A 23,036-nucleotide genomic window follows, 5' to 3' on the forward strand; every position below is an offset into this window, starting at 1 on the left:
AAAATTTCTAAGGAAACTTGACAAGCTTTTCTGATTATAGTATACTTCTTAAGTAAGCTGATTTAGCTCAGTTGGCAGAGCGCATCCATGGTAAGGATGAGGTCGCCGGTTCAATCCCGGCAATTAGCATGATATAGACAAAATGACCTTGGGAGATCAAGGTTTTTCTTATCGACCTGTATAAATGAAGTTAAAGCGTTTCGTTTGTTGACAAAAGTCATTCTCTTTAGTAGAATAGAAGATGCGATGAGTCGATAGGTAGTCTTCGGGCTACTATTGAGCATAAGGAGGTCATAACGCAGGAGCGGACCTTGATGAGTTGTGTGAACCTGCTCATCACATGAAGATGCCTCTTAGTCCCTAGTCTAGCGATTGGGGATTTTTATTTTTCAAAAAATGATGAAAAAGCTTTGCAATTCATGAAAAAAGTAGTATAATACATCTATTATAGAAATTTTTAGAAAATTCCGAAAGAGGTTATTTATGGGATATACAGTTGCTGTAGTCGGCGCGACAGGTGCTGTCGGAGCTCAGATGATAAAAATGTTGGAAGAATCAACACTTCCAATCGATAAAATTCGTTTACTTGCTTCTGCACGTTCAGCGGGTAAGACTTTGAAATTTAAAGACCAAGATATTACGATTGAAGAAACGACTGAAACAGCTTTTGAAGGAGTTGATATTGCTCTCTTTTCAGCAGGTGGTTCTACATCAGCTAAGTATGCACCATACGCAGTTAAAGCTGGAGCGGTAGTAGTAGATAATACATCTTACTTCCGTCAAAATCCAGATGTTCCTTTGGTTGTTCCAGAGGTCAATGCTCATGCACTTGATGCCCACAACGGGATCATTGCCTGCCCTAACTGTTCAACAATTCAAATGATGGTGGCGCTTGAGCCAGTTCGCCAAAAATGGGGCTTGGACCGTATCATTGTTTCAACTTACCAAGCAGTTTCAGGTGCTGGTATGGGAGCGATTCTTGAAACACAACGTGAACTTCGTGAAGTTTTGAATGATGGTGTGAAACCACGTGATTTGCATGCGGAAATCTTACCTTCAGGCGGTGACAAGAAACATTATCCTATCGCCTTTAACGCTCTTCCACAAATCGATGTCTTCACTGATAATGATTACACTTACGAAGAGATGAAGATGACCAAGGAAACTAAGAAAATCATGGAAGATGATAGTATTGCAGTATCTGCAACATGTGTACGTATTCCAGTCTTGTCAGCTCACTCTGAGTCTGTTTACATCGAAACAAAAGAAGTGGCTCCAATCGAAGAAGTCAAAGCAGCTATCGCGGCCTTTCCAGGTGCTGTCCTTGAAGATGATGTTGCTCATCAAATCTATCCGCAAGCCATCAATGCAGTGGGTTCGCGTGATACCTTTGTTGGTCGTATCCGTAAAGACTTGGATGCTGAAAAAGGAATCCACATGTGGGTTGTTTCAGACAACCTGCTCAAAGGTGCTGCTTGGAACTCAGTTCAGATTGTAGAAACTCTTCACGAACGTGGATTGGTTCGTCCAACAGCTGAATTGAAATTTGAATTAAAATAGCCATAACGTTTAGGAGTTCATATGAACTCCTTCTTTGAAATAGAGAGGTGTTTTCATGTCTTATCAAGATTTAAAAGAGTGTAAAATCATCACAGCCTTTATTACTCCCTTCCACGAGGATGGTTCCATTAACTTTGATGCCATTCCAGCCTTGATTGAGCATTTATTGGCCCATCATACGGATGGAATTCTTCTCGCAGGGACCACTGCTGAGAGTCCGACCTTGACCCACGATGAAGAGTTGGAACTCTTTGCGGCTGTACAAAAGATTGTCAATGGACGTGTTCCTTTGATTGCGGGTGTAGGTACCAATGATACGCGTGACTCGATCGAGTTTGTCAAAGAAGTAGCGGAATTTGGCGGTTTTGCAGCTGGACTTGCTATTGTTCCTTACTACAACAAACCTTCTCAAGAAGGAATGTATCAGCACTTTAAAGCTATTGCAGATGCTTCTGACTTACCTATTATTATCTATAACATTCCAGGTCGTGTGGTTGTCGAATTAACTCCAGAAACCATGCTTCATTTGGCTGACCATCCAAATATTATTGGTGTCAAAGAATGTACTAGCTTGGCCAATATGGCTTACTTGATTGAGCACAAGCCTGAAGAATTCTTAATTTATACAGGTGAGGATGGAGATGCTTTCCATGCCATGAACCTTGGTGCGGATGGGGTTATTTCTGTTGCCTCTCATACAAATGGGGATGAAATGCACGAGATGTTTACTGCCATTGCAGAAAGCGATATGAAGAAAGCTGCATCTATTCAGCGTAAATTCATTCCTAAAGTCAATGCCCTCTTCTCTTATCCAAGTCCTGCTCCTGTCAAGGCCGTTCTCAACTATATGGGATTTGAAGCTGGTCCAACTCGATTACCTCTTGTTCCAGCACCAGAAGAAGATGCCAAACGCATTATCAAGGTTGTTGTAGATGGCGACTACGAAGCGACCAAGGCAACTGTAACAGGGGTTTTAAGACCAGATTACTAATAAGACAATAAAATCCATGACCGAATGAAGGATCATGGATTTTTCTTATTTTCCTAAACAGAATTGGCTAAAGAGTTGGGTAATGAGTTCATCAGGAGCAGCATCCCCAGTGATTTCTCCGAGGATTTCCCAAGTACGAGTCAAGTCAACTTGAAGCAAGTCAACTGGCATACCCAGTTCAAGACCTTGGTTAACAGCTTGTAGGCTTTCAACGGCCTTCTCAATCAAGGAAATGTGACGTGCGTTAGACAAGTAAGTAGCATCTTGCTCGACTAGACCAGCATTTTCAAAGAAGAGGTTATTGATACGCTCTTCAATCTTATCGATATTTTGATTTTTAAGGACTGAAATACGGATAACGTCTTCAGGTAGTTCCGAAGTTTCAATCGTTTCAGGCAGGTCGGTTTTATTTAGAAGTATAATGCGGTTTGTATCTTGGCTAATCTCAAGAAGTTGTCGATCTTGGGCGGTTAGTGGTTCACTGGCATTTAGCACCAGTAGAACCAAGTCGGCTTCCTTGAGGGCTTTTTTCGAACGCTCAACTCCAATTTGTTCCACGATGTCATCCGTTTCACGAATACCTGCTGTGTCAATCAATTTTAGGGGAACACCGTTGATGTTGACGTATTCTTCAATGACATCACGTGTGGTACCAGCAATGTCAGTCACGATAGCCTTGTCCTCACGCAAGAGGTTGTTGAGGAGGCTGGATTTTCCAACGTTAGGACGGCCGATGATGGCAGTGGAAATTCCTTCTCGAAGAATTTTACCTCGACGGGCTGTTCTAAGAAGATTGGTTAGCAATTGCTCAAACTCCATAGTCTTCTCACGGACAACAGCAGTAGTCGCTTCCTCAACATCGTCATACTCAGGATAGTCGATATTGACCTCAACTTGGGCAAGTGTATTGAGGATTTCTTGACGGGTATTATTGATAAGATCAGAAAGGGAACCATCAAGTTGTTTGACCGCAATGTTCATGGCCTTGTCTGTTTTAGCACGGATGATGTCCATAACGGCTTCAGCCTGAGTCAAGTCAACACGTCCATTTAGGAAGGCACGTTTAGTAAATTCACCAGGTTCAGCCAATCGAGCTCCTTCACGGATAGCTAGCTGGAGAATCTCATTGGTCACCGCAATCCCACCGTGGGTGTTAATCTCGATAATATCTTCACGAGTAAAGGTTTTTGGAGACTTCATGGCTCCCACCATGACCTCGTCCATGACTTTACCAGTCAGAGGATCAACAATGTGACCGTAGTTGAGAGTGTGGCTGGCAACCTGACTCAAGTCTTTTCCTTTAAAAATCTTTTGCGCAATAGCAAAACTTTCTGTTCCGCTCAGGCGGACAATACCAATAGCCCCTTCACCTAGGGGAGTAGAGATAGCAGCGATGGTATCAAATTCACGTGTAATCATAATGTTTCCTTTAATAAATAGCTCTTTTCTTGGAAATTTTTCCAAGTATCCTTTCAAATTGTAACAAATTTAGGCTATTTCTTCAATGGATGCTACTTGGAGATTGAAAAAGCCTAAGCAATTCTGCTTAAGCTAGCTTATTTGGTGCGCATTTCCCCTTGTGGGAAATAAGTTCCTTCTGGCATGTCGTTGATGATGACATGGACAGCAGATTGAGGAGCTCCAGTGTTGCGAACAACAGCTTCCGTTACTTCCTTAGCAAGAGCTTTCTTTTGCTCGAGCGTGCGTCCTTCAAATAAATCGATGCGTACAAATGGCATAATAGCTTCCTCCACTAGTTTTTATTTCTTCTATTTTACCACATTTTGCCGTTTAAAGCTTAAGAAAATTATGATATACTAGAATGTAGCAAAAATTTAGAAATGGACGTGAAGCAAGAAACATGGCACAGTTGTATTATCGTTATGGGACCATGAACTCTGGTAAGACGATTGAGATTCTCAAGGTGGCCTATAACTATGAGGAGCAAGGAAAAGGTGTTGTGATTATGACCTCGGCTCTGGATACGCGTGACGGTGTTGGCTATGTGTCGAGTCGGATTGGTATGAAACGCCCTGCCATTGCGATTGAGGAAACGACGGATATCTTCGGCTATATCCGAGACCTACCAGAAAAACCTTACTGTGTGTTGGTCGATGAGGCTCAGTTTCTCAAGCGTTACCATGTTTACGACCTAGCTCGTGTTGTTGATGAGTTAGATATACCTGTCATGACTTTTGGTTTGAAAAATGACTTTCGCAATGAACTGTTCGAAGGTTCCAAATATCTCTTGCTTTTAGCAGACAAGATTGACGAAATCAAGACCATCTGTCAGTATTGTAAGAAAAAGGCAACTATGGTTTTGCGTACACAGGATGGACTGCCAGTCTATGATGGTGAGCAGATTCAAATCGGTGGCAATGAAACCTATATCTCGGTTTGCCGTAAACATTATTTTGCGCCTGAAATCAATAAGGAGAATGAAGAAAAATGAACATCTATGATCAACTACAAGCTGTAGAAGACCGTTATGAAGAATTAGGAGAATTGCTGAGTGACCCGGATGTGGTCTCTGACACCAAACGTTTTATGGAGCTTTCAAAAGAAGAAGCTTCAACTCGTGATACAGTAACAGCCTACCGTGAGTACAAACAAGTCCTTCAAAACATCGTTGACGCTGAAGAAATGATTAAGGAATCAGGTGGAGATGCTGACTTGGAAGAAATGGCCAAGCAAGAACTCAAAGATGCCAAGGCTGAAAAAGAAGAATACGAAGAAAAACTGAAAATCTTGCTCCTTCCAAAGGATCCAAACGATGACAAAAATATCATCCTTGAAATCCGTGGAGCAGCTGGTGGAGACGAAGCGGCACTTTTCGCTGGAGACCTTCTAACTATGTATCAAAAGTATGCGGAAGCCCAAGGTTGGCGCTTTGAAGTCATGGAATCCTCTATGAATGGTGTCGGTGGTTTTAAAGAAGTCGTTGCCATGGTTTCAGGTCAATCTGTATACTCTAAACTCAAGTATGAATCGGGTGCCCACCGTGTACAGCGTGTCCCTGTGACAGAAAGCCAAGGCCGTGTTCATACTTCGACAGCGACAGTTCTTGTTATGCCTGAAGTAGAAGAAGTTGAATACGATATTGATTCAAAAGACCTTCGTGTCGACATCTATCACGCCTCTGGTGCTGGTGGACAGAACGTCAACAAGGTTGCGACTGCGGTTCGTATCGTTCACTTGCCAACCAATATCAAGGTTGAGATGCAGGAAGAACGTACCCAGCAGAAAAACCGTGAGAAAGCCATGAAAATCATCCGTGCGCGTGTTGCTGACCACTTTGCACAAATTGCTCAGGATGAACAAGACGCTGAGCGTAAGTCAACAATCGGTACTGGTGACCGTTCAGAACGAATCCGTACTTATAATTTCCCACAAAACCGTGTCACAGATCACCGTATCGGCTTAACCCTCCAAAAACTAGATACGATTTTATCTGGTAAATTGGACGAAGTTGTAGATGCCTTGGTGCTTTATGACCAAACACAAAAATTAGAAGAATTAAACAAATAATGAAATTAGCTCAATTATTTTCAGATTTTGAAGAAGAGTTGATAAGACAAGGAGAGGAAGCTGAAAGCCTCTCTTTTGTCTATCGTAGCCTGAAAAATCTCTCTTTTACTGACTTTGTCTTTGCTCTTCAGCAGGAAGTGACGGAAGAGGAAGAAGTATTTGTAAAAGAAATTTTCCAACAGTTAGTAGCTCATAAACCAGCCCAGTACATCATCGGTCATGCAGACTTCTTTGGTATGCAGTTAACAGTTGATGAGCGGGTTTTGATTCCTCGTCCAGAGACAGAGGAGTTAGTGGAGCTTATCCTATCTGAAAATCCTGAGGAAAATCTTTCAGTTTTGGATATTGGAACAGGTAGTGGAGCTATTGCTCTCGCTCTAGCAAAAAACAGACCAGATTGGTCAGTGACAGCAGCAGATATTTCCCAAGATGCTTTAGATGTAGCTAACGAAAATGCTAAAAATCAAAATCTTCAAATATTTTTAAAAAAATCTGACTGTTTTACAGAAATTTCTGAAAAATATGATATAATTGTTTCCAATCCACCCTATATCTCTCGTGAAGATGAGTCAGAGGTCGGCTTGAATGTCTTGCATTCGGAGCCTCATCTAGCTCTCTTTGCAGACGAGGATGGCCTAGCTATTTACCGTAGAATTGCGGAAGATGCAAAAGACTATCTCAAAGATGGTGGTAAGATTTACCTTGAAATTGGATACAAGCAAGGTCAAAGTGTTCCTGAACTTTTTAGGAAACATCTTCCTGAACAGCGAGTTCGAACACTCAAGGACCAATTTGGTCAAGATAGGATGGTCGTGGTTGATGATGGACAGGATTAGACAAGAGTTGGAAAATGGTGGAGCTGTCGTTCTGCCTACAGAGACGGTTTACGGTCTTTTTGCCAAGGCTCTAGACGAAAAAGCGGTTAATCATGTATACCAACTTAAACGTCGTCCAAGAGACAAGGCGCTTAACCTCAATATCGCCTCTCTAGAGGACATCTTGCACTTTTCTATGAATCAGCCAACTTATCTACAAAAACTTGTAGAGACCTTTTTACCAGGTTCCTTGACCATTATCCTTGAAGCCAATGACCGAGTTCCCTATTGGGTCAATTCTGGCCTCGCGACTGTTGGATTTCGGATGCCCAGTCATCCGATTACCCTTGATTTGATTCGAGAGACAGGTCCCTTGATTGGGCCGTCTGCCAATATTTCAGGTCAGGCAAGTGGAGTAACCTTTGAACAAATTCTGAAGGATTTTGACCAAGAGGTTCTGGGTCTAGAAGACGATGCTTTTCTAACTGGACAGGATTCAACGATTTTGGATTTGTCTGGAGATAAGGTGAAAATCTTACGCCAAGGGGCCATTAAGCGAGAAGATATACTTGCTAGGTTGCCAGAGATTTCTTTTGAGGAGGCATGAAATGCTAAGAGATTTAAGAGAAACTGATGTGAAATCCATTTGTGAAATTAACCAAGAAGCCTTAGGCTATTCTTTTAGTCCAGAGGACACAGCTAGTCAACTAGCTAGATTATCTCAGGATTCACATCATTTCCTTCTTGGCTATGAGGATGCAGCTAGTCATGTCTTACTTGGATATGTCCACGCTGAGGTCTATGAATCACTTTATTCTAAAGCAGGATTTAATATCTTAGCCTTAGCAGTTTCACCTCAAGCGCAAGGTCAAGGTATTGGTAAAAGTTTACTACAAGGGTTGGAAGAAGAAGCAAAAAGACGTGGTTATGGGTTTATCCGCTTAAATTCTGCCGATCATCGTCTGGGAGCTCATGCATTTTATGAAAAAGTTGGTTATACTTGTGATAAAGTGCAGAAACGGTTTATTCGCATCTTTTAGTTTATTTTCTTATTGTAAAATCAAACTAATGGACTAGTCACACAATAAAGGAGAAGACCTATGATTTTTGACAAAGATGATTTTAAAGTATACGATGCTGATCTCTGGAATGCTATTGCCAAAGAAGAAGAACGCCAACAGAATAATATCGAGTTGATTGCTTCGGAAAACGTAGTTTCCAAGGCTGTTATGGCAGCTCAAGGGTCTATCTTGACAAACAAATATGCCGAGGGTTACCCAGGACACCGTTATTATGGTGGAACGGATGTAGTAGATGTGGTAGAATCTCTAGCCATTGAACGCGCAAAAGAAATTTTCGGCGCTAAATTCGCTAATGTCCAACCTCACTCAGGCAGCCAAGCCAACTGTGCGGCTTACATGGCCTTGATTGAGCCAGGTGATACCGTCATGGGGATGGATTTGGCAGCAGGTGGACACTTGACCCACGGAGCTCCTGTCAGCTTCTCAGGTCAAACCTACAACTTTGTTTCTTACAGTGTTGACCCTGAAACGGAACTCTTGGATTTTGATGCTATCTTGAAACAAGCCCAAGAAGTAAAACCAAAATTGATCGTAGCAGGTGCTTCAGCCTATTCTCAAATTATCGACTTTTCAAAATTCCGTGAAATTGCGGATGCTGTTGGGGCTAAACTCATGGTAGATATGGCTCATATTGCTGGTTTGGTTGCTGCTGGTCTACATCCAAGCCCAGTGCCATACGCTCACATCACGACAACAACGACCCACAAAACCCTTCGTGGCCCTCGTGGTGGTTTGATTTTGACCAATGATGAAGACTTAGCTAAGAAAATCAATTCAGCTATTTTCCCTGGTATTCAGGGTGGTCCTTTGGAGCATGTTGTGGCCGCTAAGGCTGTTTCCTTTAAAGAGATATTAGATCCGGCTTTCAAGGAATACGCTGCCAATGTCATCAAAAACAGCAAGGCTATGGTAGAAGTCTTCTTGCAAGATCCTGATTTCCGTATCATTTCTGGTGGGACTGAAAACCATCTCTTCCTAGTGGATGTGACTAAGGTTGTAGAAAACGGAAAAGTTGCTCAAAACTTGCTGGATGAAGTCAATATTACCCTAAATAAAAATTCAATTCCTTACGAAACCTTGTCACCATTCAAGACAAGTGGAATTCGTATCGGAGCAGCAGCCATTACTGCACGTGGATTTGGTGAAGAAGAAAGTCACAAAGTGGCTGAACTCATCATTAAAACCCTTAAGAATGCAGAAAATGAAGCTGTCTTAGAAGAAGTGAGAAGTGCTGTCAAAGAATTGACAGATGCCTTCCCATTATACGAGGACTAAAACTTTTATGGACATTTATATTAAGAAAGCTATTATTCATCAGTTCAGTCCGGATGATACCGAGCTGTTCCTAGCGGATAAGTTTCTCAATATTACTCCAAAAATCGAAGAATACTTGCGTAAAAAAATTGAACGTGTCTATTCAGATGAAGCCAAGACTGGGATTTTCGAGGAAGAAAATCCCTTCTTCAATCATATCACAGACGATTTGTTGGAGACATCAGTAACGCTGGCTAATCTCTGGAAAGAAGAGTTTAGTATTTCAGAAAATCTCAAGACCAATGACTTGATTTTTGTGCAATTTTCTAAAGAAGGTGTAGAACATTTCGCTTTCTTGCGAATTGCCCTGCGGGAGACCCTGACCCACCTCGGTGGAGAAGTTGAGAATCCAATCAAGCTGACTCAGAATAACTTGCCTGGATTTGGAACGGGTGCTGATGAGGCCTTGGTGGTCAATCTTCAGAGTCGCAAGTACCATCTGATTGAAAAACGAATCAAGTACAACGGGGCTTTCTTGAACTATTTTTCAGAAAATCTTCTTGCCGTCGCCCCTAAGATTTCACCTAAGAAATCCATCAAGGAACTGGAAAAAACAGCCCAGAGAATTGCTGAAACTTTTAATACAGACGATTTTCAATTTCAATCTAAGGTCAAATCAGTGATTTTCAACAACCTAGAAGAAAGCAATGAATTGTCACCAGAAAAATTGGCCAATGACCTTTTTGATAATAATCTGACAGCTCGTCTAAGCTTTATTGACCAAGTCAAAGAAGCCGTACCAGATCCTGTTCAATTTGATGAAATTGATGCCAGTCGCCAATTAAAGAAATTTGAAAATCAAAAACTCTCCTTGTCAAATGGAATTGAGCTCATCGTTCCCAATAACGTCTATCAAGACGCCGAGTCTGTTGAGTTTATCCAAAATGACAATGGAACCTACTCTATCTTAATCAAAAATATCGAGGATATTCAAAGTAAATAATGTTTAAACGAATTCGAAGAGTGCTTGTACTGGCAGTCTTCCTTTTTGCTGGCTATAAAGCTTACCGCATTCACCAAGATGTCAAGCAAGTCATGACCTATCAACCCATGGTGCGAGAAATCTTGAGTGAAAAAGACACCCCAGCAAACGAAGAGCTTGTGCTCGCTATGATTTATACCGAAACAAAAGGAAAAGAAGGCGATGTTATGCAGTCTAGTGAGTCTGCAAGTGGTTCCACCAACACCATCAATGATAATGCCTCTAGCATTCGGCAAGGCGTTCAAACTCTGACAGACAATCTCTATCTAGCCCAGAAGCAGGGGGTAGATGTCTGGACAGCTGTTCAAGCCTATAATTTTGGTCCTGCCTATATCGATTTTATCGCACAAAATGGCAAGGAAAATACCTTGGCTCTGGCCAAACAGTACTCTCGTGAGACTGTTGCCCCCTTGCTTGGCAATACCACTGGAAAGACTTATAGTTATATTCACCCCATTTCCATTTTTCATGGAGCCGAACTCTATGTAAATGGAGGAAACTATTATTATTCTAGACAAGTGCAACTCAACCTATATATCATCAAATGTTTCACTCTCTTTTCAACATCTGGCTAGCCCAGGTGTTTTTGTTATAAGTTTTCTTTAAGATAGATATATTACTCTAGAAAGGTAAAGGAGGAAATTCCCTATGAGAAAGAAACTCTTTCTGACTAGTGCTGCGGTCTTGTGGGCAGTAACAGCTATGAATAGCGCCCATGCAGCAACAGATGTTCAAAAAGTCATCGATGAAACCTATGTTCAACCTGAATATGTCCTAGGTTCATCATTGTCTGAAGATCAAAAAAATCAAACCCTAAAAAAACTAGGTTACAATGCCTCAACAGACACCAAAGAACTCAAGACCTTGACACCTGATGTCTATTCTAAGATTATGAATGTTGCCAATGACTCTAGTTTACAGTTGTATTCATCAGCCAAGATTCAAAAGCTAGGGGACAAATCGCCACTTGAGGTCAAGATTGAAGCACCAGAAAACATTACTAAGGTGACTCAGGATATGTACCGAAATGCAGCCGTAACTTTGGGTGTGGAACACGCCAAAATCACTGTAGCAGCACCTATTCCAGTTACAGGTGAGAGTGCCTTAGCCGGGATTTACTATTCGCTGGAAGCTAATGGAGCCAAGGTGCCACAAGCCAACAAAGACTTGGCTCAAGAAGAGCTAAAGGCTTTGTCAGATATCAATGCTGAAAACAAGGACAAAACAGGCTATGATGCTAATAAATTAAACGTTGCTTTAGCAGATATTAAGTCAGGACTCGCCAAAGCTAAAGAAAGCAAGGGAAATCTGACAGAGGAAGATGTCCGTAAAATCGTTGAAGATACCTTGAAAAATTACAAACTTGATCAGGTGATAACAGGAAACCAGATCAATATCATCATCAATTTTGCTTTAAATCTCTCAAAGAGTGATATCCTCAGCAATGCAGATTTCACTAAAACCCTAAATGACCTTAAACAAAGTATTGTTTCACAAGCTGGCGACAGTTTTAAAAATATCAACCTTAACTTTGATGCTGATAAGGCGCTAGAGGACGGCGGTAATTTCCTAAGCGCCCTCTGGCAAGCCATTGTCAACTTCTTCAAGAGTTTTGGTTCTTAAGAAATTTCATGGTATAATAGATGGTAACCGTAACGTTGCCGTCTTTTTTGTCGGCCAATAGAAAGAGAAGAGAATGTTAAAGAAAAATGATATTGTAGAAGTTAAAATTGTTGACTTGACCCACGAAGGTGCAGGAGTTGCCAAGGTGGATGGTTTGGTCTTTTTTGTAGAGAATGCTTTACCGAGTGAAAAAATCCTCATGCGTGTCCTTAAGGTTAATAAAAAGATTGGTTTTGGGAAGGTTGAAGAATACCTTATCCAGTCACCACACCGTAACCAAGACGTAGATTTGGCTTACCTGCGTTCAGGAATCGCGGATTTAGGACATCTTGCCTATCCAGAACAGCTCAAGTTTAAAACCAAGCAAGTCAAGGATAGTCTATACAAGATTGCTGGGATTGCTGATGTAGAGGTTGCTGAGACGCTTGGTATGGAAAATCCAATCAAGTACCGCAACAAGGCACAGGTCCCTGTTCGTCGAGTAAATGGTGTCTTGGAAACTGGGTTTTTCCGTAAGAATTCCCACGATCTCATGCCACTGGAAGATTTCTTTATCCAGGATCCTGTAATTGACGAGCTAGTAGTAGCCCTACGCGACTTGCTCCGCCGTTATGATTTGAAACCTTATGATGAAAAGGAGCAGTCTGGCTTGATTCGTAATCTTGTGGTGCGTCGCGGACACTATTCAGGTCAAATTATGGTTATTTTGGTAACAACTCGTCCCAAAGTTTTTCGTGTTGACCAATTGATTGAACAACTGATTAAGCAGTTCCCAGAGATTGTGTCTGTTATGCAAAATATCAACGACCAGAATACCAATGCGATTTTTGGTAAGGAATGGCGCACACTTTATGGACAAGACTATATTACGGATCAGATGTTGGGAAATGACTACCAGATCGCTGGACCAGCATTTTACCAAGTCAATACTGAAATGGCTGAAAAACTCTATCAAACAGCCATTGACTTTGCTGAATTAAAAGAAGATGATGTGGTCATTGATGCCTATTCTGGTATCGGGACGATTGGCCTCTCCGTTGCGAAACATGTCAAAGAAGTTTATGGTGTTGAAGTCATTCCAGAAGCGGTTGAAAATAGCAAGAAAAATGCTAGCTTGAACGGCATTACTAACGCCTACTATGTCTGCGACACAGCTGAAAATGCTATGAAAAATTGGCTCAAGGAAGGAATTCAACCAAGCCTTATCCTAGTGGATCCACCAAGAAAAGGACTCACCGAGAGTTTTATCAAAGCTAGTACCCAAACAGGAGCTGATCGCATCGCCTATATCTCCTGCAATGTCGCAACCATGGCGCGTGATATCAAACTCTACCAAGAATTGGGATATGAGTTGAAGAAAGTACAGCCGGTTGACCTATTTCCCCAGACGCATCATGTCGAATGTGTAAGTTTGTTAGAGAAACGTAGTTAATCCTCAAAAGGTTCCCCAAACCTTTTGAGTTCCGCAGACTTACCATGTTGAGGCAGTATCACTGCTTGTACAAGCTGAGGTATCAGCGAAGTAGAAGTAAATGTTCTCCCATTCGATAGGACTCGTAGAATGAAGAGGAAAACCGACGAAACGATACGGTAAGTCCGAAACGCTCAGTGTGTAAGCTTGTTGCTAAAAGCGTAAAAACCTTTGAACGAAAGGAATAATAGACTTTCTGCGAAACAAAATATAATACAATAAAACTATGAATTCTGAAGCAAGTCAGCAATTAAGCGATAGCCGTTTCAAGAGCCTTGTAGGTGTTCAGCGCACGACTTTTGAAGAGATGTTAGCTGTGTTAAAAACAGCTTATCAACGTAAACGCGCAAAAGGTGGACGGAAACCCAAATTAAGCCTAGACTATCTCCTCAAGGTAACTATTCAATACATGCGAGAATAGCGCACTTATGAACAAATTGCGGCTGATTTTAGTATTCACGAAAGCAACTTAATTAGTCGGAGTCAATGGGTTGAAGAAACTCTTATTCAAAATGGTTTTACGATTTCAAATTCTGCCTTAATTCTGTAAAAACAGTAAAATTCGAAGGATTGTAAGGTAAGAGTTTTTTTCTTTCTGAAAAAATGGTATAATAGCAATCAAAACTAGAAAATAAAACGGAATTTGGAACAGATTTGTCTGTATCCTAGTAGAGTGGTGATACTATGAAGATTAGTAAGAGGCACTTATTAAATTATTCCATCTTGATTCCCTACTTGCTTTTATCTATTTTGGGCTTGATTGTGGTTTATTCGACCACCAGCGCTATTTTAATTGAAGAAGGCAAGAGCGCCTTGCAATTGGTTCGAAACCAAGGAATCTTTTGGATTGTTAGTTTGATACTGATTGCCTTAATTTATAAATTGAGACTAGATTTTTTGAGAAATGAGCGACTAATCATTTTAGTTATATTGATAGAAATGCTTTTATTGTTCTTGGCTCGTTTTATTGGTATTTCCGTAAACGGGGCATACGGTTGGATTTCGGTTGCAGGAGTAACTATTCAGCCAGCTGAGTACTTAAAAATCATTATTATTTGGTATTTGGCTCACCGATTCTCCAAACAGCAAGAAGAAATAGCTATTTATGATTTTCAAGTTTTGACTCAAAATCAATGGCTTCCTCGTGCTTTTAATGATTGGCGATTCGTTCTCCTAGTTCTGATTGGAAGTTTGGGAATTTTCCCTGATTTAGGGAATGCGACTATTTTAGTCTTGGTTTCCTTGATTATGTATACAGTTAGTGGAATCGCTTATCGCTGGTTTTCAACCATTCTGGCGCTCGTATCTGCCGCTTCTGTCTTTTTCTTGACCACTATCAGCCTAATCGGTGTTGAGACCTTTTCAAAAATTCCAGTATTTGGCTATGTAGCCAAGCGCTTTAGTGCCTTTTTTAATCCTTTTGCCGATCGTGCTGATGCGGGTCACCAGTTATCTAATTCTTATTTTGCCATGGTCAATGGCGGTTGGTTTGGTCTAGGTCTTGGAAACTCGATTGAAAAACGAGGTTATTTACCAGAAGCTCATACAGACTTTGTCTTTTCTATCGTGATTGAAGAATTTGGCTTTGTTGGTGCCAGCCTTATTTTAGCTCTCTTGTTTTTCATGATTTTGCGGATTATCTTGGTCGGTATCCGAGCGGAGAATCCTTTCAATGCCATGGTTGCACTCGGTGTCGGAGGGATGATGTTGGTTCAGGTATTTGTCAATATCGGAGGGATTTCGGGCTTGATTCCATCTACAGGAGTAACCTTTCCCTTCTTATCCCAGGGTGGAAATAGCCTTCTAGTCTTATCAGTGGCAGTGGCCTTTGTCTTAAATATTGACGCCAGTGAAAAACGCGCTAAGTTGTACCGAGAATTGGAAAATCAACCAATGAACCTTCTGTGAAGTAGAATAAAGAAAGGATAGTCTATGTCTCTTCAAAAATTAGAAAATTATAGTAATAAAAGTGTTGTGCAAGAAGAAGTATTGATTCTAACAGAATTATTGGAAGATATTACTAAAAATATGCTTGCCCCAGAGACCTTTGAAAAAATCATGCAGTTGAAAGAATTATCAACGCAGGAAGATTATCAAGGTCTAAACCGTCTAGTGACTAGCTTATCAAATGATGAAATGGTCTATATTTCACGCTATTTTTCAATCTTACCTCTTTTAATTAATATTTCAGAGGATGTGGATTTAGCTTATGAAATCAATCATCAAAATAATATTGATCAGGACTACTTAGGTAAATTATCTACAACGATTAAATTGGTAGCAGAAAAGGAAAATGCCGTTGAGATCCTAGAACACTTGAATGTTGTCCCTGTTTTGACAGCCCATCCAACACAAGTGCAACGCAAAAGTATGTTGGATTTAACAAATCATATTCATAGTCTTTTGCGTAAATACCGTGATGTTAAGTTGGGGTTGATCAATAAAGAAAAATGGCACAATGATTTGCGTCGTTACATCGAAATTATCATGCAGACAGACATGATTCGTGAGAAAAAATTAAAAGTGACTAACGAAATCACGAATGCTATGGAATATTACAACAGCTCCTTTTTGAAAGCTGTACCTCACTTGACGACAGAGTATAAGCGCTTAGCGCAAGTGCATGGTCTGGATTTAAAACAAGCTAAACCAATCACCATGGGTATGTGGATAGGTGGTGACCGTGATGGAAATCCATTTGTTACAGCAGAGACCTTGAAGCAGTCTGCACTCACTCAGTGTGAAGTCATCATGAACTACTATGATGAAAAGATTTACCAACTTTATCGTGAATTTTCTCTTTCAACTAGCATTGTCAACGTCAGCAAGCAAGTCAGAGAAATGGCTCGTCAATCCAAGGATAACTCGATTTACCGCGAAAAAGAGCTTTACCGTCGTGCCTTGTTTGATATTCAATCAAAAATCCAAGCAACTAAAACCTATCTGATTGAGGATAAGGAAGTTGGGACTCGCTATGAAACTGCCAATGATTTCTACAAGGATTTGATTGCCATTCGAGATTCTCTACTAGAAAATAAGGGCGAGTCCTTGATTTCAGGTGATTTTGTGGAATTATTGCAGGCAGTAGAGATATTTGGTTTTTACCTAGCATCAATTGATATGCGACAAGACTCTAGCGTCTATGAAGCCTGTGTGGCAGAACTCTTGAAATCAGCAGGAATTCATTCTCGTTATAGCGAGTTGAGCGAAGAAGAAAAATGTGACCTTCTCTTGAAAGAGTTAGAAGAAGATCCCCGAATTCTTTCTGCTACTCACGCAGAAAAATCAGAATTATTAGCAAAAGAACTAGCTATTTTTAAGACGGCTCGTGTTTTGAAAGATAAGTTGGGAGATGATGTCATCCGCCAAACCATTATTTCGCATGCTACCAGCCTTTCTGATATGCTAGAATTAGCTATTCTATTAAAAGAAGTAGGACTGGTGGATACGGAAAGGGCGCGTGTTCAGATTGTTCCCCTTTTTGAAACAATTGAAGACTTGGATCATTCAGAGGAAACAATGAGACAATATCTTTCTCTTCCTCTTGCCAAAAAATGGATTGCTTCACGCAATAACTACCAAGAAATCATGCTTGGTTACTCTGATAGTAATAAAGATGGCGGTTACTTATCATCATGTTGGACCCTTTACAAGGCTCAACAACAATTGACTGCTATTGGAGATGAATTTGGCGTTAAGGTTACCTTCTTCCATGGCCGTGGTGGGACTGTCGGTCGTGGTGGTGGACCAACCTATGAAGCTATCACTTCTCAACCGCTCAAGTCTATCAAGGATCGTATCCGCTTGACGGAGCAGGGTGAAGTAATTGGGAATAAATACGGTAACAAAGATGCTGCCTACTATAACCTTGAAATGCTAGTATCTGCAGCCATTAACCGTATGATTACTCAGAAGAAGAGCGATACCAATACCTCAAATCGTTATGAAGCCATTATGGATCAAGTAGTGGACCGTAGTTACGATATCTACCGTGATTTGGTCTTTGGTAATGAGCATTTTTATGACTATTTCTTTGAGTCAAGTCCAATCAAGGCTATTTCAAGCTTTAATATTGGTTCTCGTCCAGCAGCTCGTAAGACGATTACTGAAATCGGTGGTTTGCGTGCCATCCCTTGGGTATTCTCATGGTCACAGAGTCGTGTTATGTTCCCTGGATGGTACGGGGTTGGTTCAAGCTTCAAGGAATTTATCGATAAAAATCCAGAGAATATTGCTATTTTACGAGATATGTACCAAAATTGGCCTTTCTTCCAATCGCTTCTTTCAAATGTTGATATGGTTTTATCAAAATCAAATATGAATATTGCTTTTGAATATGCTAAACTTTGTGAAGACGAGCAAGTTAAGGCCATCTATGAGACTATTTTAAATGAATGGCAAGTTACTAAGAACGTTATCTTGGCTATTGAAGGACATGACGAACTCTTAGCTGACAATCCATATCTAAAAGCTAGTCTGGATTACCGTATGCCTTACTTTAATATTCTCAACTATATTCAGTTGGAGTTGATTAAACGCCAACGCCGTGGAGAATTGTCAAGTGATCAAGAACGATTGATTCATATCACCATCAACGGAATTGCGACAGGATTGCGTAATTCAGGCTAATCATTTTCAAAAGTGAAGATGAAAAAAATTCTAATAGACTATTGACAAGTAGTTGAAAAATGATATAATTTAACCATTCAGAAAAGTAATCATACAAACTTTTTAGAGAGTCTGTGGTAGCTGAAAACAGATAAGTGGCGATGATGAAAATTGGGCTGAATGTTATTTAGAATTTGAAATCATAAAAATTCGGTGAGCACACCTTACAGTGCATCTCGTTATTGCGAGACAGAGCGATAGGGAAATTCCCTATAATTGAGGTGGTACCGCGCATCGACGTCCTCACACAAGTTTTTTGTGTGAGGATTTTTTGATGGGGGTTAGTATGGAAAGAAAACGATGGCGTCGCTTGTTTATACTCAATGAAAATCAAAAAGCAAACTAGGAAGCTANNTCATATACCTACGGTAAGGTGACGCTGACGTGGTTTGAAGAGATTTTCGAAGAGTATTAGATAAGTGAAATATGTTAAAGGAAATAAAAAGGAGAAACAGAATGAAAAATAAACGTTTAATTGGAATTATTGCTGCATTAGCAGTCTTAGTAGCAGGAAGCTTGATTTATTCTTCAATGAATAAACCAGAAGCTAAGAATAATAAGGATGAGAAGAAAATAACCAAGATTGGTGTGCTTCAATTTGTGAGCCATCCATCTCTTGACTTGATTTATAAAGGGATTCAAGCTGGACTTGCTGAAGAAGGATATAAAGATGATCAAGTTAAAATCGATTTTATGAACTCAGAAGGTGATCAAAGTAAGGTTGCGACAATGAGTAAACAATTGGTTGCAAATGGCAATGACCTTGTGGTTGGTATTGCGACACCAGCTGCTCAAGGTTTGGCTAGTGCCACAAAAGACCTACCGGTTATCATGGCCGCTATTACAGACCCAATCGGTGCTAACTTGGTTAAAGATTTGAAAAAACCAGGTGGCAACGTTACAGGGGTATCTGACCACAATCCAGCTCAACAACAAGTTGAACTCATCAAGGCTCTGACACCGAATGTGAAAACAATCGGAGCTCTTTACTCAAGTAGCGAAGACAATTCAAAAACACAGGTCGAAGAATTTAAGGCTTATGCTGAAAAAGCAGGTCTGACAGTGGAAACATTTGCAGTTCCTTCAACAAATGAAATCGCCTCAACTGTCACTGTTATGACTAGCAAGGTAGATGCTATTTGGGTTCCAATTGATAACACTATTGCATCAGGATTTCCAACGGTTGTCTCTAGCAATCAAAGTTCTAAGAAACCAATTTATCCAAGTGCCACAGCTATGGTAGAAGTAGGTGGTTTGGCATCCGTTGTAGTTGACCAACATGACCTTGGTGTGGCAACTGGAAAAATGATTGCGCAAGTCTTGAAAGGTGCGAAACCAGCTGATACCCCAGTCAATGTCTTTTCAACTGGTAAGTCAGTCATCAATAAAAAAATAGCACAAGAACTAGGTATTACTATTCCTGAGTCTGTTCTCAAAGAAGCAGGACAAGTCATTGAATAAATAAGGTAGGGAGGAGGAGACTCTTCCCATTTTTTAAAAAGATGAATATAGAAAGGATTAAATAAAATATGATTGTCTCTATTATTTCTCAAGGATTTGTCTGGGCTATTTTAGGTCTGGGGATCTTTATGACATTTAGGATTTTAAATTTTCCAGATATGACAACAGAAGGTTCCTTCCCTCTTGGGGGAGCTGTTGCTGTCACTCTGATAACCAAAGGCGTGAACCCCTTTTTAGCGACACTTGTTGCTGTAGGAGCAGGTTGTTTGGCTGGAATGGTAGCAGGACTTCTTTATACAAAAGGGAAGATTCCAACCTTGCTCTCAGGGATTTTGGTGATGACTTCTTGTCACTCTATCATGCTCTTGATCATGGGGCGTGCCAATTTAGGCTTACTTGGAACCAAGCAAATTCAGGATGTTTTGCCTTTTGATTCGGATTTGAATCAACTCTTGACAGGTCTCATCTTTGTCAGTCTTGTCATTGTTCTCATGCTCTTTTTCTTGGACACTAAACTCGGACAAGCCTATATTGCTACAGGTGACAATCCTGATATGGCTAGAAGTTTCGGGATTCATACTGGGCGCATGGAGCTTATGGGGTTGGTCTTATCAAATGGTGTGATTGCCCTTGCAGGAGCTCTCATTGCCCAGCAAGAAGGGTATGCCGATGTATCTAGAGGAATCGGGGTTATCGTTGTGGGGCTTGCAAGTTTGATTATTGGAGAAGTTATCTTCAAGAGTTTGAGCTTGGCAGAACGTCTGGTTACCATCGTTGTCGGTTCTATCGCCTATCAATTCTTAGTGTGGGCAGTTATTGCGCTTGGCTTTAATACAAGTTACCTTCGTTTGTACAGCGCCGTGATTTTAGCAGTCTGCCTCATGATTCCAACATTTAAGCAAACAATCTTGAAAGGAGCCAAGTTAAGCAAATGACAGCAATTGTAGAATTAAAAAATGCAACCAAAGTCGTTAAAAATGGCTTTGATGAAGAAAAGATTATTTTAAATGATGTTTCCTTAGAAATTTTTGAACAGGACTTTATCACGATTTTAGGTGGAAATGGTGCTGGGAAATCAACCCTCTTTAACACTATTGCAGGAACTTTATCACTAACCAGTGGAACTATCCGTATTTTGGGTGAAGATGTTACCAAGTTTTCACCAGAGAAGCGCGCTAAGTATCTGTCTCGTGTCTTCCAAGATCCAAAGATGGGGACAGCTCCTCGTATGACAGTGGCAGAGAATCTCTTGATTGCCAAGTTTCGTGGTGAAAAGCGTGGATTGTTACCACGACGCTTGACTAGCTATAAGGATGAGTTTCAGACAACAATTGAAAAAGTGGGAAATGGTCTTGAGAAACACTTGAATACACCGATTGAGTTTTTATCAGGTGGTCAAAGACAGGCCTTGAGTCTCTTGATGGCAACCTTGAAGCGTCCTGAATTACTCTTGTTAGACGAGCATACTGCAGCTCTTGATCCAAAGACCAGTGTCGCACTCATGGAATTGACGGATGAATTTGTCAAGAAAGATCAGTTGACAGCGCTTATGATTACCCACCATATGGAAGATGCTCTTAAGTATGGCAATCGCTTAATTGTCATGAAAGAAGGACGAATTATCCAAGATTTGAACCAAGAAGAAAAAGCAAAAATGAAAATCTCTGATTATTATCAACTTTTTGAATAAAGTAGGGAAAATGAGTGAAATGGTTTACTTTTTTTCTGAAATAAAGTATACTATATAAAGTAAACTATGATAACATGGAGGTATTGTGTATGGTTGACAAACAAGTCATTGAAGAAATCAAAAACAATGCCAACATTGTGGAAGTCATAGGGGATGTGATTTCTTTACAAAAGGCAGGACGGAACTATCTAGGGCTCTGTCCTTTTCATGGTGAAAAAACACCTTCTTTCAACGTTGTAGAGGACAAGCAGTTTTACCACTGTTTTGGTTGTGGTCGCTCAGGTGATGTCTTTAAGTTCATCGAGGAGTACCAAGGGGTTCCCTTTATGGAGGCTGTCCAAATCTTAGGTCAGCGTGTTGGGATAGAGGTGGAAAAACCGCTTTATAGTGAACAGAAGCCAGACTCGCCTCACCAAACTCTTTATGATATGCATGAAGATGCTGCCAAATTTTATCATGCCATTCTCATGACAACGACCATGGGGGAAGAGGCCAGAAACTACCTTTATCAGCGTGGTTTGACAGATGAAGTGCTCAAGCATTTTCGGATTGGTTTAGCACCTCCAGAACGAAACTATCTCTATCAACGTTTGTCTGGTCAGTATCGTGATGAGGATTTCCTAGATTCAGGGCTATTTTACCTCTCAGATGCTAATCAATTTGTAGACACCTTTCACAATCGCATTATGTTTCCCCTGAACAATGATCAGGGAAAGGTCATTGCCTTTTCAGGTCGTATCTGGCAGAAAACGGATTCACAAACTTCTAAGTATAAAAATAGCCGATCGACTGAAATTTTTAACAAAAGTTACGAATTATATCATATGGATAGGGCAAAAAAATCTTCTGGTAAAGCCAGTGAGATTTACCTGATGGAAGGGTTCATGGATGTCATCGCAGCCTATCGGGCTGGAATAGAAAACGCTGTAGCGTCTATGGGAACGGCCTTAAGTCGTGAGCATGTTGAGCATCTGAAAAGGTTAACCAAGAAGTTGGTTCTTGTTTACGATGGCGATAAGGCTGGGCAAGCCGCGACTTTAAAAGCGCTGGACGAAATTGGTGAGATGCCTGTGCAAATTGTCAGCATGCCTGATAACTTGGATCCAGATGAGTATCTACAAAAAAATGGACCAGAAGACTTGGCCTATCTATTAACGAAAACTCGTATTAGTCCGATTGAGTTTTACATTCACCAGTACAAGCCTGAAAATAGTGAAAATCTGCAGGCCCAGATTGAGTTTATTGAAAAAATAGCTCCCTTGATTGTTCAAGAAAAGTCTATCACTGCTCAAAACAGTTATATTCATATTTTAGCTGACAGTCTGGCGTCCTTTGATTATGCCCAGATTGAGCAGATTGTTAATGAAAGTCGTCAGGCGCAAAGGCAGAATCGCATGGAAGGAATTTCCAGACCGACGCCAATCACAATGCCTGTCACCAAGCAGTTATCGGCTATTATGAGGGCAGAAGCTCATCTACTTTATCGAATGATGGACTCCCCTCTTGTTTTGAACGATTACCGCTTGCGAGAAGACTTTGCATTTGCTACACCTGAATTTCAGGTCTTATATGACTTGCTTGGTCAGTATGGCAATCTTCCTCCAGAAGTTTTAGCAGAACAGACAGAGGAAGTTGAAAGAGCTTGGTACCAAGTGTTAGCTCAGGACTTGCCTGCTGAGATGTCACCGCAGGAACTTAGTGAAGTAGAAATGACTCGAAACAAGGCTCTCTTGAATCAGAACAATATGAGAATCAAAAAGAAGGTGCAGGAAGCTAGCCATGTAGGAGATACCGACACAGCCTTAGAAGAATTGGAACGTTTAATTTCACAAAAGAGAAGAATGGAGTAAC

20 protein-coding genes, 1 tRNA gene, 1 pseudogene and 1 other annotated feature are annotated in these 23,036 nt (G+C 40.7%); of the genes and pseudogenes, 20 read left to right on the plus strand and 2 right to left on the minus strand.

Annotated elements, in window-relative coordinates; translation table 11 throughout:
• The first annotated feature begins 56 nt into the window (after positions 1 to 56).
• From HT720_RS01335 to dapA, 3 genes are all read left to right on the plus strand, one after another.
• Positions 57 to 129, plus strand: a tRNA-Thr gene (locus tag HT720_RS01335).
• A gap of 354 nt (positions 130 to 483) precedes the next feature.
• Complete coding sequence (locus tag HT720_RS01340; protein WP_045606849.1) at positions 484 to 1,560, plus strand: aspartate-semialdehyde dehydrogenase; 1,077 nt, start codon at positions 484 to 486, stop codon at positions 1,558 to 1,560.
• 55 nt (positions 1,561 to 1,615) lie between these two features.
• On the plus strand, positions 1,616 to 2,551 hold the full coding sequence (dapA, locus tag HT720_RS01345) for a 4-hydroxy-tetrahydrodipicolinate synthase (protein ID WP_173274485.1): 936 nt from the start codon (positions 1,616 to 1,618) through the stop codon (positions 2,549 to 2,551).
• Between the two features lie 45 nt (positions 2,552 to 2,596).
• On the opposite strand, the gene mnmE is transcribed toward dapA, so the two are convergent.
• Positions 2,597 to 3,970, minus strand: a complete 1,374-nt coding sequence (gene mnmE, locus HT720_RS01350; protein WP_173274486.1) for a tRNA uridine-5-carboxymethylaminomethyl(34) synthesis GTPase MnmE — start codon at positions 3,968 to 3,970, stop codon at positions 2,597 to 2,599.
• A 137-nt stretch (positions 3,971 to 4,107) separates the two neighbouring features.
• Positions 4,108 to 4,290 (minus strand): 4-oxalocrotonate tautomerase, encoded by a 183-nt coding sequence (locus HT720_RS01355; RefSeq protein ID WP_001117401.1) that lies wholly within the window; start codon positions 4,288 to 4,290, stop codon positions 4,108 to 4,110.
• Between the two features lie 122 nt (positions 4,291 to 4,412).
• On the opposite strand from HT720_RS01355, the gene HT720_RS01360 reads away from it, so the two are divergent.
• The 17 genes and pseudogenes from HT720_RS01360 to dnaG all read left to right on the plus strand — a co-directional run bounded on the left by HT720_RS01360 (position 4,413) and on the right by dnaG (position 23,035).
• On the plus strand, positions 4,413 to 5,003 hold the full coding sequence (locus HT720_RS01360) for a thymidine kinase (RefSeq protein ID WP_173274487.1): 591 nt from the start codon (positions 4,413 to 4,415) through the stop codon (positions 5,001 to 5,003).
• A complete protein-coding gene (gene prfA, locus HT720_RS01365; protein WP_173274488.1) occupies positions 5,000 to 6,079 on the plus strand; it encodes a peptide chain release factor 1 in 1,080 nt (359 codons plus the stop codon). Before HT720_RS01360 ends, prfA begins: the two co-directional genes overlap by 4 nt.
• Positions 6,079 to 6,915: a peptide chain release factor N(5)-glutamine methyltransferase gene (gene prmC, locus HT720_RS01370; protein ID WP_173274489.1), complete on the plus strand. Its 837-nt coding sequence runs from the start codon at positions 6,079 to 6,081 to the stop codon at positions 6,913 to 6,915. Before prfA ends, prmC begins: the two co-directional genes overlap by 1 nt.
• Positions 6,899 to 7,501, plus strand: a complete 603-nt coding sequence (locus tag HT720_RS01375) for an L-threonylcarbamoyladenylate synthase (protein WP_173274490.1) — start codon at positions 6,899 to 6,901, stop codon at positions 7,499 to 7,501. The genes prmC and HT720_RS01375 overlap by 17 nt, the downstream gene beginning before the upstream one ends.
• A gap of 1 nt (position 7,502) precedes the next feature.
• Complete coding sequence (locus tag HT720_RS01380; protein WP_000942968.1) at positions 7,503 to 7,934, plus strand: GNAT family N-acetyltransferase; 432 nt, start codon at positions 7,503 to 7,505, stop codon at positions 7,932 to 7,934.
• A 60-nt stretch (positions 7,935 to 7,994) separates the two neighbouring features.
• Positions 7,995 to 9,251, plus strand: a complete 1,257-nt coding sequence (gene glyA, locus HT720_RS01385; RefSeq protein ID WP_173274491.1) for a serine hydroxymethyltransferase — start codon at positions 7,995 to 7,997, stop codon at positions 9,249 to 9,251.
• A gap of 7 nt (positions 9,252 to 9,258) precedes the next feature.
• Positions 9,259 to 10,233, plus strand: a complete 975-nt coding sequence (locus tag HT720_RS01390; protein ID WP_173274492.1) for a nucleoid-associated protein — start codon at positions 9,259 to 9,261, stop codon at positions 10,231 to 10,233.
• On the plus strand, positions 10,233 to 10,847 hold the full coding sequence (gene pmp23, locus HT720_RS01395) for a cell wall hydrolase Pmp23 (RefSeq protein WP_078464058.1): 615 nt from the start codon (positions 10,233 to 10,235) through the stop codon (positions 10,845 to 10,847). Before HT720_RS01390 ends, pmp23 begins: the two co-directional genes overlap by 1 nt.
• 73 nt (positions 10,848 to 10,920) lie before the next feature.
• A complete protein-coding gene (locus HT720_RS01400; protein ID WP_173274493.1) occupies positions 10,921 to 11,895 on the plus strand; it encodes a DUF1002 domain-containing protein in 975 nt (324 codons plus the stop codon).
• A gap of 73 nt (positions 11,896 to 11,968) precedes the next feature.
• Positions 11,969 to 13,327 carry a 23S rRNA (uracil(1939)-C(5))-methyltransferase RlmD gene (gene rlmD, locus HT720_RS01405; RefSeq protein ID WP_173274494.1) on the plus strand — a complete coding sequence of 453 codons (1,359 nt, stop codon included), beginning with the start codon at positions 11,969 to 11,971 and terminating at the stop codon, positions 13,325 to 13,327.
• Between the two features lie 265 nt (positions 13,328 to 13,592).
• A pseudogene (locus HT720_RS01410) lies at positions 13,593 to 13,907 on the plus strand (transposase family protein); the annotation flags it as partial.
• A 143-nt stretch (positions 13,908 to 14,050) separates the two neighbouring features.
• Entirely contained in the window at positions 14,051 to 15,274 is a 1,224-nt protein-coding gene (locus tag HT720_RS01415) for an FtsW/RodA/SpoVE family cell cycle protein (protein WP_000703356.1), read from the plus strand.
• A 24-nt stretch (positions 15,275 to 15,298) separates the two neighbouring features.
• On the plus strand, positions 15,299 to 17,995 hold the full coding sequence (gene ppc / locus HT720_RS01420; RefSeq protein ID WP_173274495.1) for a phosphoenolpyruvate carboxylase: 2,697 nt from the start codon (positions 15,299 to 15,301) through the stop codon (positions 17,993 to 17,995).
• A gap of 69 nt (positions 17,996 to 18,064) precedes the next feature.
• Positions 18,065 to 18,282 (plus strand) — a binding site (T-box leader).
• Between the two features lie 208 nt (positions 18,283 to 18,490).
• The gene (gene trpX, locus HT720_RS01425) at positions 18,491 to 19,495 is read left to right on the plus strand and encodes a tryptophan ABC transporter substrate-binding protein (protein ID WP_173274496.1); all 1,005 of its coding nucleotides are present in this window, start codon (positions 18,491 to 18,493) and stop codon (positions 19,493 to 19,495) included.
• A 68-nt stretch (positions 19,496 to 19,563) separates the two neighbouring features.
• Positions 19,564 to 20,430, plus strand: a complete 867-nt coding sequence (locus tag HT720_RS01430; RefSeq protein ID WP_173274497.1) for an ABC transporter permease — start codon at positions 19,564 to 19,566, stop codon at positions 20,428 to 20,430.
• Positions 20,427 to 21,185 (plus strand): ABC transporter ATP-binding protein, encoded by a 759-nt coding sequence (locus HT720_RS01435; RefSeq protein ID WP_173274498.1) that lies wholly within the window; start codon positions 20,427 to 20,429, stop codon positions 21,183 to 21,185. Before HT720_RS01430 ends, HT720_RS01435 begins: the two co-directional genes overlap by 4 nt.
• An 89-nt stretch (positions 21,186 to 21,274) precedes the next feature.
• Positions 21,275 to 23,035, plus strand: a complete 1,761-nt coding sequence (gene dnaG, locus HT720_RS01440; RefSeq protein WP_173274499.1) for a DNA primase — start codon at positions 21,275 to 21,277, stop codon at positions 23,033 to 23,035.
• The last annotated feature ends 1 nt before the right edge of the window (position 23,036 follow it).

Source organism: Streptococcus sp. 68 (genome assembly GCF_013277415.1).
In the GTDB taxonomy this organism is placed as follows: domain Bacteria; phylum Bacillota; class Bacilli; order Lactobacillales; family Streptococcaceae; genus Streptococcus.

What these genes read in the sequence shown, in the direction of transcription:
- glyA (WP_173274491.1), top strand. Translation starts at nt 7,995, where the DNA reads ATGATTTTTGACAAAGATGATTTTAAAGTATACGATGCTGATCTCTGG.
- HT720_RS01340 (WP_045606849.1), top strand. Translation starts at nt 484, where the DNA reads ATGGGATATACAGTTGCTGTAGTCGGCGCGACAGGTGCTGTCGGAGCT.
- mnmE (WP_173274486.1), bottom strand. Translation starts at nt 3,970, where the DNA reads ATGATTACACGTGAATTTGATACCATCGCTGCTATCTCTACTCCCCTA.
- pmp23 (WP_078464058.1), top strand. Translation starts at nt 10,233, where the DNA reads ATGTTTAAACGAATTCGAAGAGTGCTTGTACTGGCAGTCTTCCTTTTT.
- HT720_RS01375 (WP_173274490.1), top strand. Translation starts at nt 6,899, where the DNA reads ATGATGGACAGGATTAGACAAGAGTTGGAAAATGGTGGAGCTGTCGTT.
- ppc (WP_173274495.1), top strand. Translation starts at nt 15,299, where the DNA reads ATGTCTCTTCAAAAATTAGAAAATTATAGTAATAAAAGTGTTGTGCAA.
- HT720_RS01390 (WP_173274492.1), top strand. Translation starts at nt 9,259, where the DNA reads ATGGACATTTATATTAAGAAAGCTATTATTCATCAGTTCAGTCCGGAT.
- HT720_RS01435 (WP_173274498.1), top strand. Translation starts at nt 20,427, where the DNA reads ATGACAGCAATTGTAGAATTAAAAAATGCAACCAAAGTCGTTAAAAAT.
- HT720_RS01400 (WP_173274493.1), top strand. Translation starts at nt 10,921, where the DNA reads ATGAGAAAGAAACTCTTTCTGACTAGTGCTGCGGTCTTGTGGGCAGTA.
- HT720_RS01360 (WP_173274487.1), top strand. Translation starts at nt 4,413, where the DNA reads ATGGCACAGTTGTATTATCGTTATGGGACCATGAACTCTGGTAAGACG.
- HT720_RS01355 (WP_001117401.1), bottom strand. Translation starts at nt 4,290, where the DNA reads ATGCCATTTGTACGCATCGATTTATTTGAAGGACGCACGCTCGAGCAA.
- trpX (WP_173274496.1), top strand. Translation starts at nt 18,491, where the DNA reads ATGAAAAATAAACGTTTAATTGGAATTATTGCTGCATTAGCAGTCTTA.
- HT720_RS01380 (WP_000942968.1), top strand. Translation starts at nt 7,503, where the DNA reads ATGCTAAGAGATTTAAGAGAAACTGATGTGAAATCCATTTGTGAAATT.
- prmC (WP_173274489.1), top strand. Translation starts at nt 6,079, where the DNA reads ATGAAATTAGCTCAATTATTTTCAGATTTTGAAGAAGAGTTGATAAGA.
- prfA (WP_173274488.1), top strand. Translation starts at nt 5,000, where the DNA reads ATGAACATCTATGATCAACTACAAGCTGTAGAAGACCGTTATGAAGAA.
- HT720_RS01415 (WP_000703356.1), top strand. Translation starts at nt 14,051, where the DNA reads ATGAAGATTAGTAAGAGGCACTTATTAAATTATTCCATCTTGATTCCC.
- rlmD (WP_173274494.1), top strand. Translation starts at nt 11,969, where the DNA reads ATGTTAAAGAAAAATGATATTGTAGAAGTTAAAATTGTTGACTTGACC.
- dnaG (WP_173274499.1), top strand. Translation starts at nt 21,275, where the DNA reads ATGGTTGACAAACAAGTCATTGAAGAAATCAAAAACAATGCCAACATT.
- dapA (WP_173274485.1), top strand. Translation starts at nt 1,616, where the DNA reads ATGTCTTATCAAGATTTAAAAGAGTGTAAAATCATCACAGCCTTTATT.
- HT720_RS01430 (WP_173274497.1), top strand. Translation starts at nt 19,564, where the DNA reads ATGATTGTCTCTATTATTTCTCAAGGATTTGTCTGGGCTATTTTAGGT.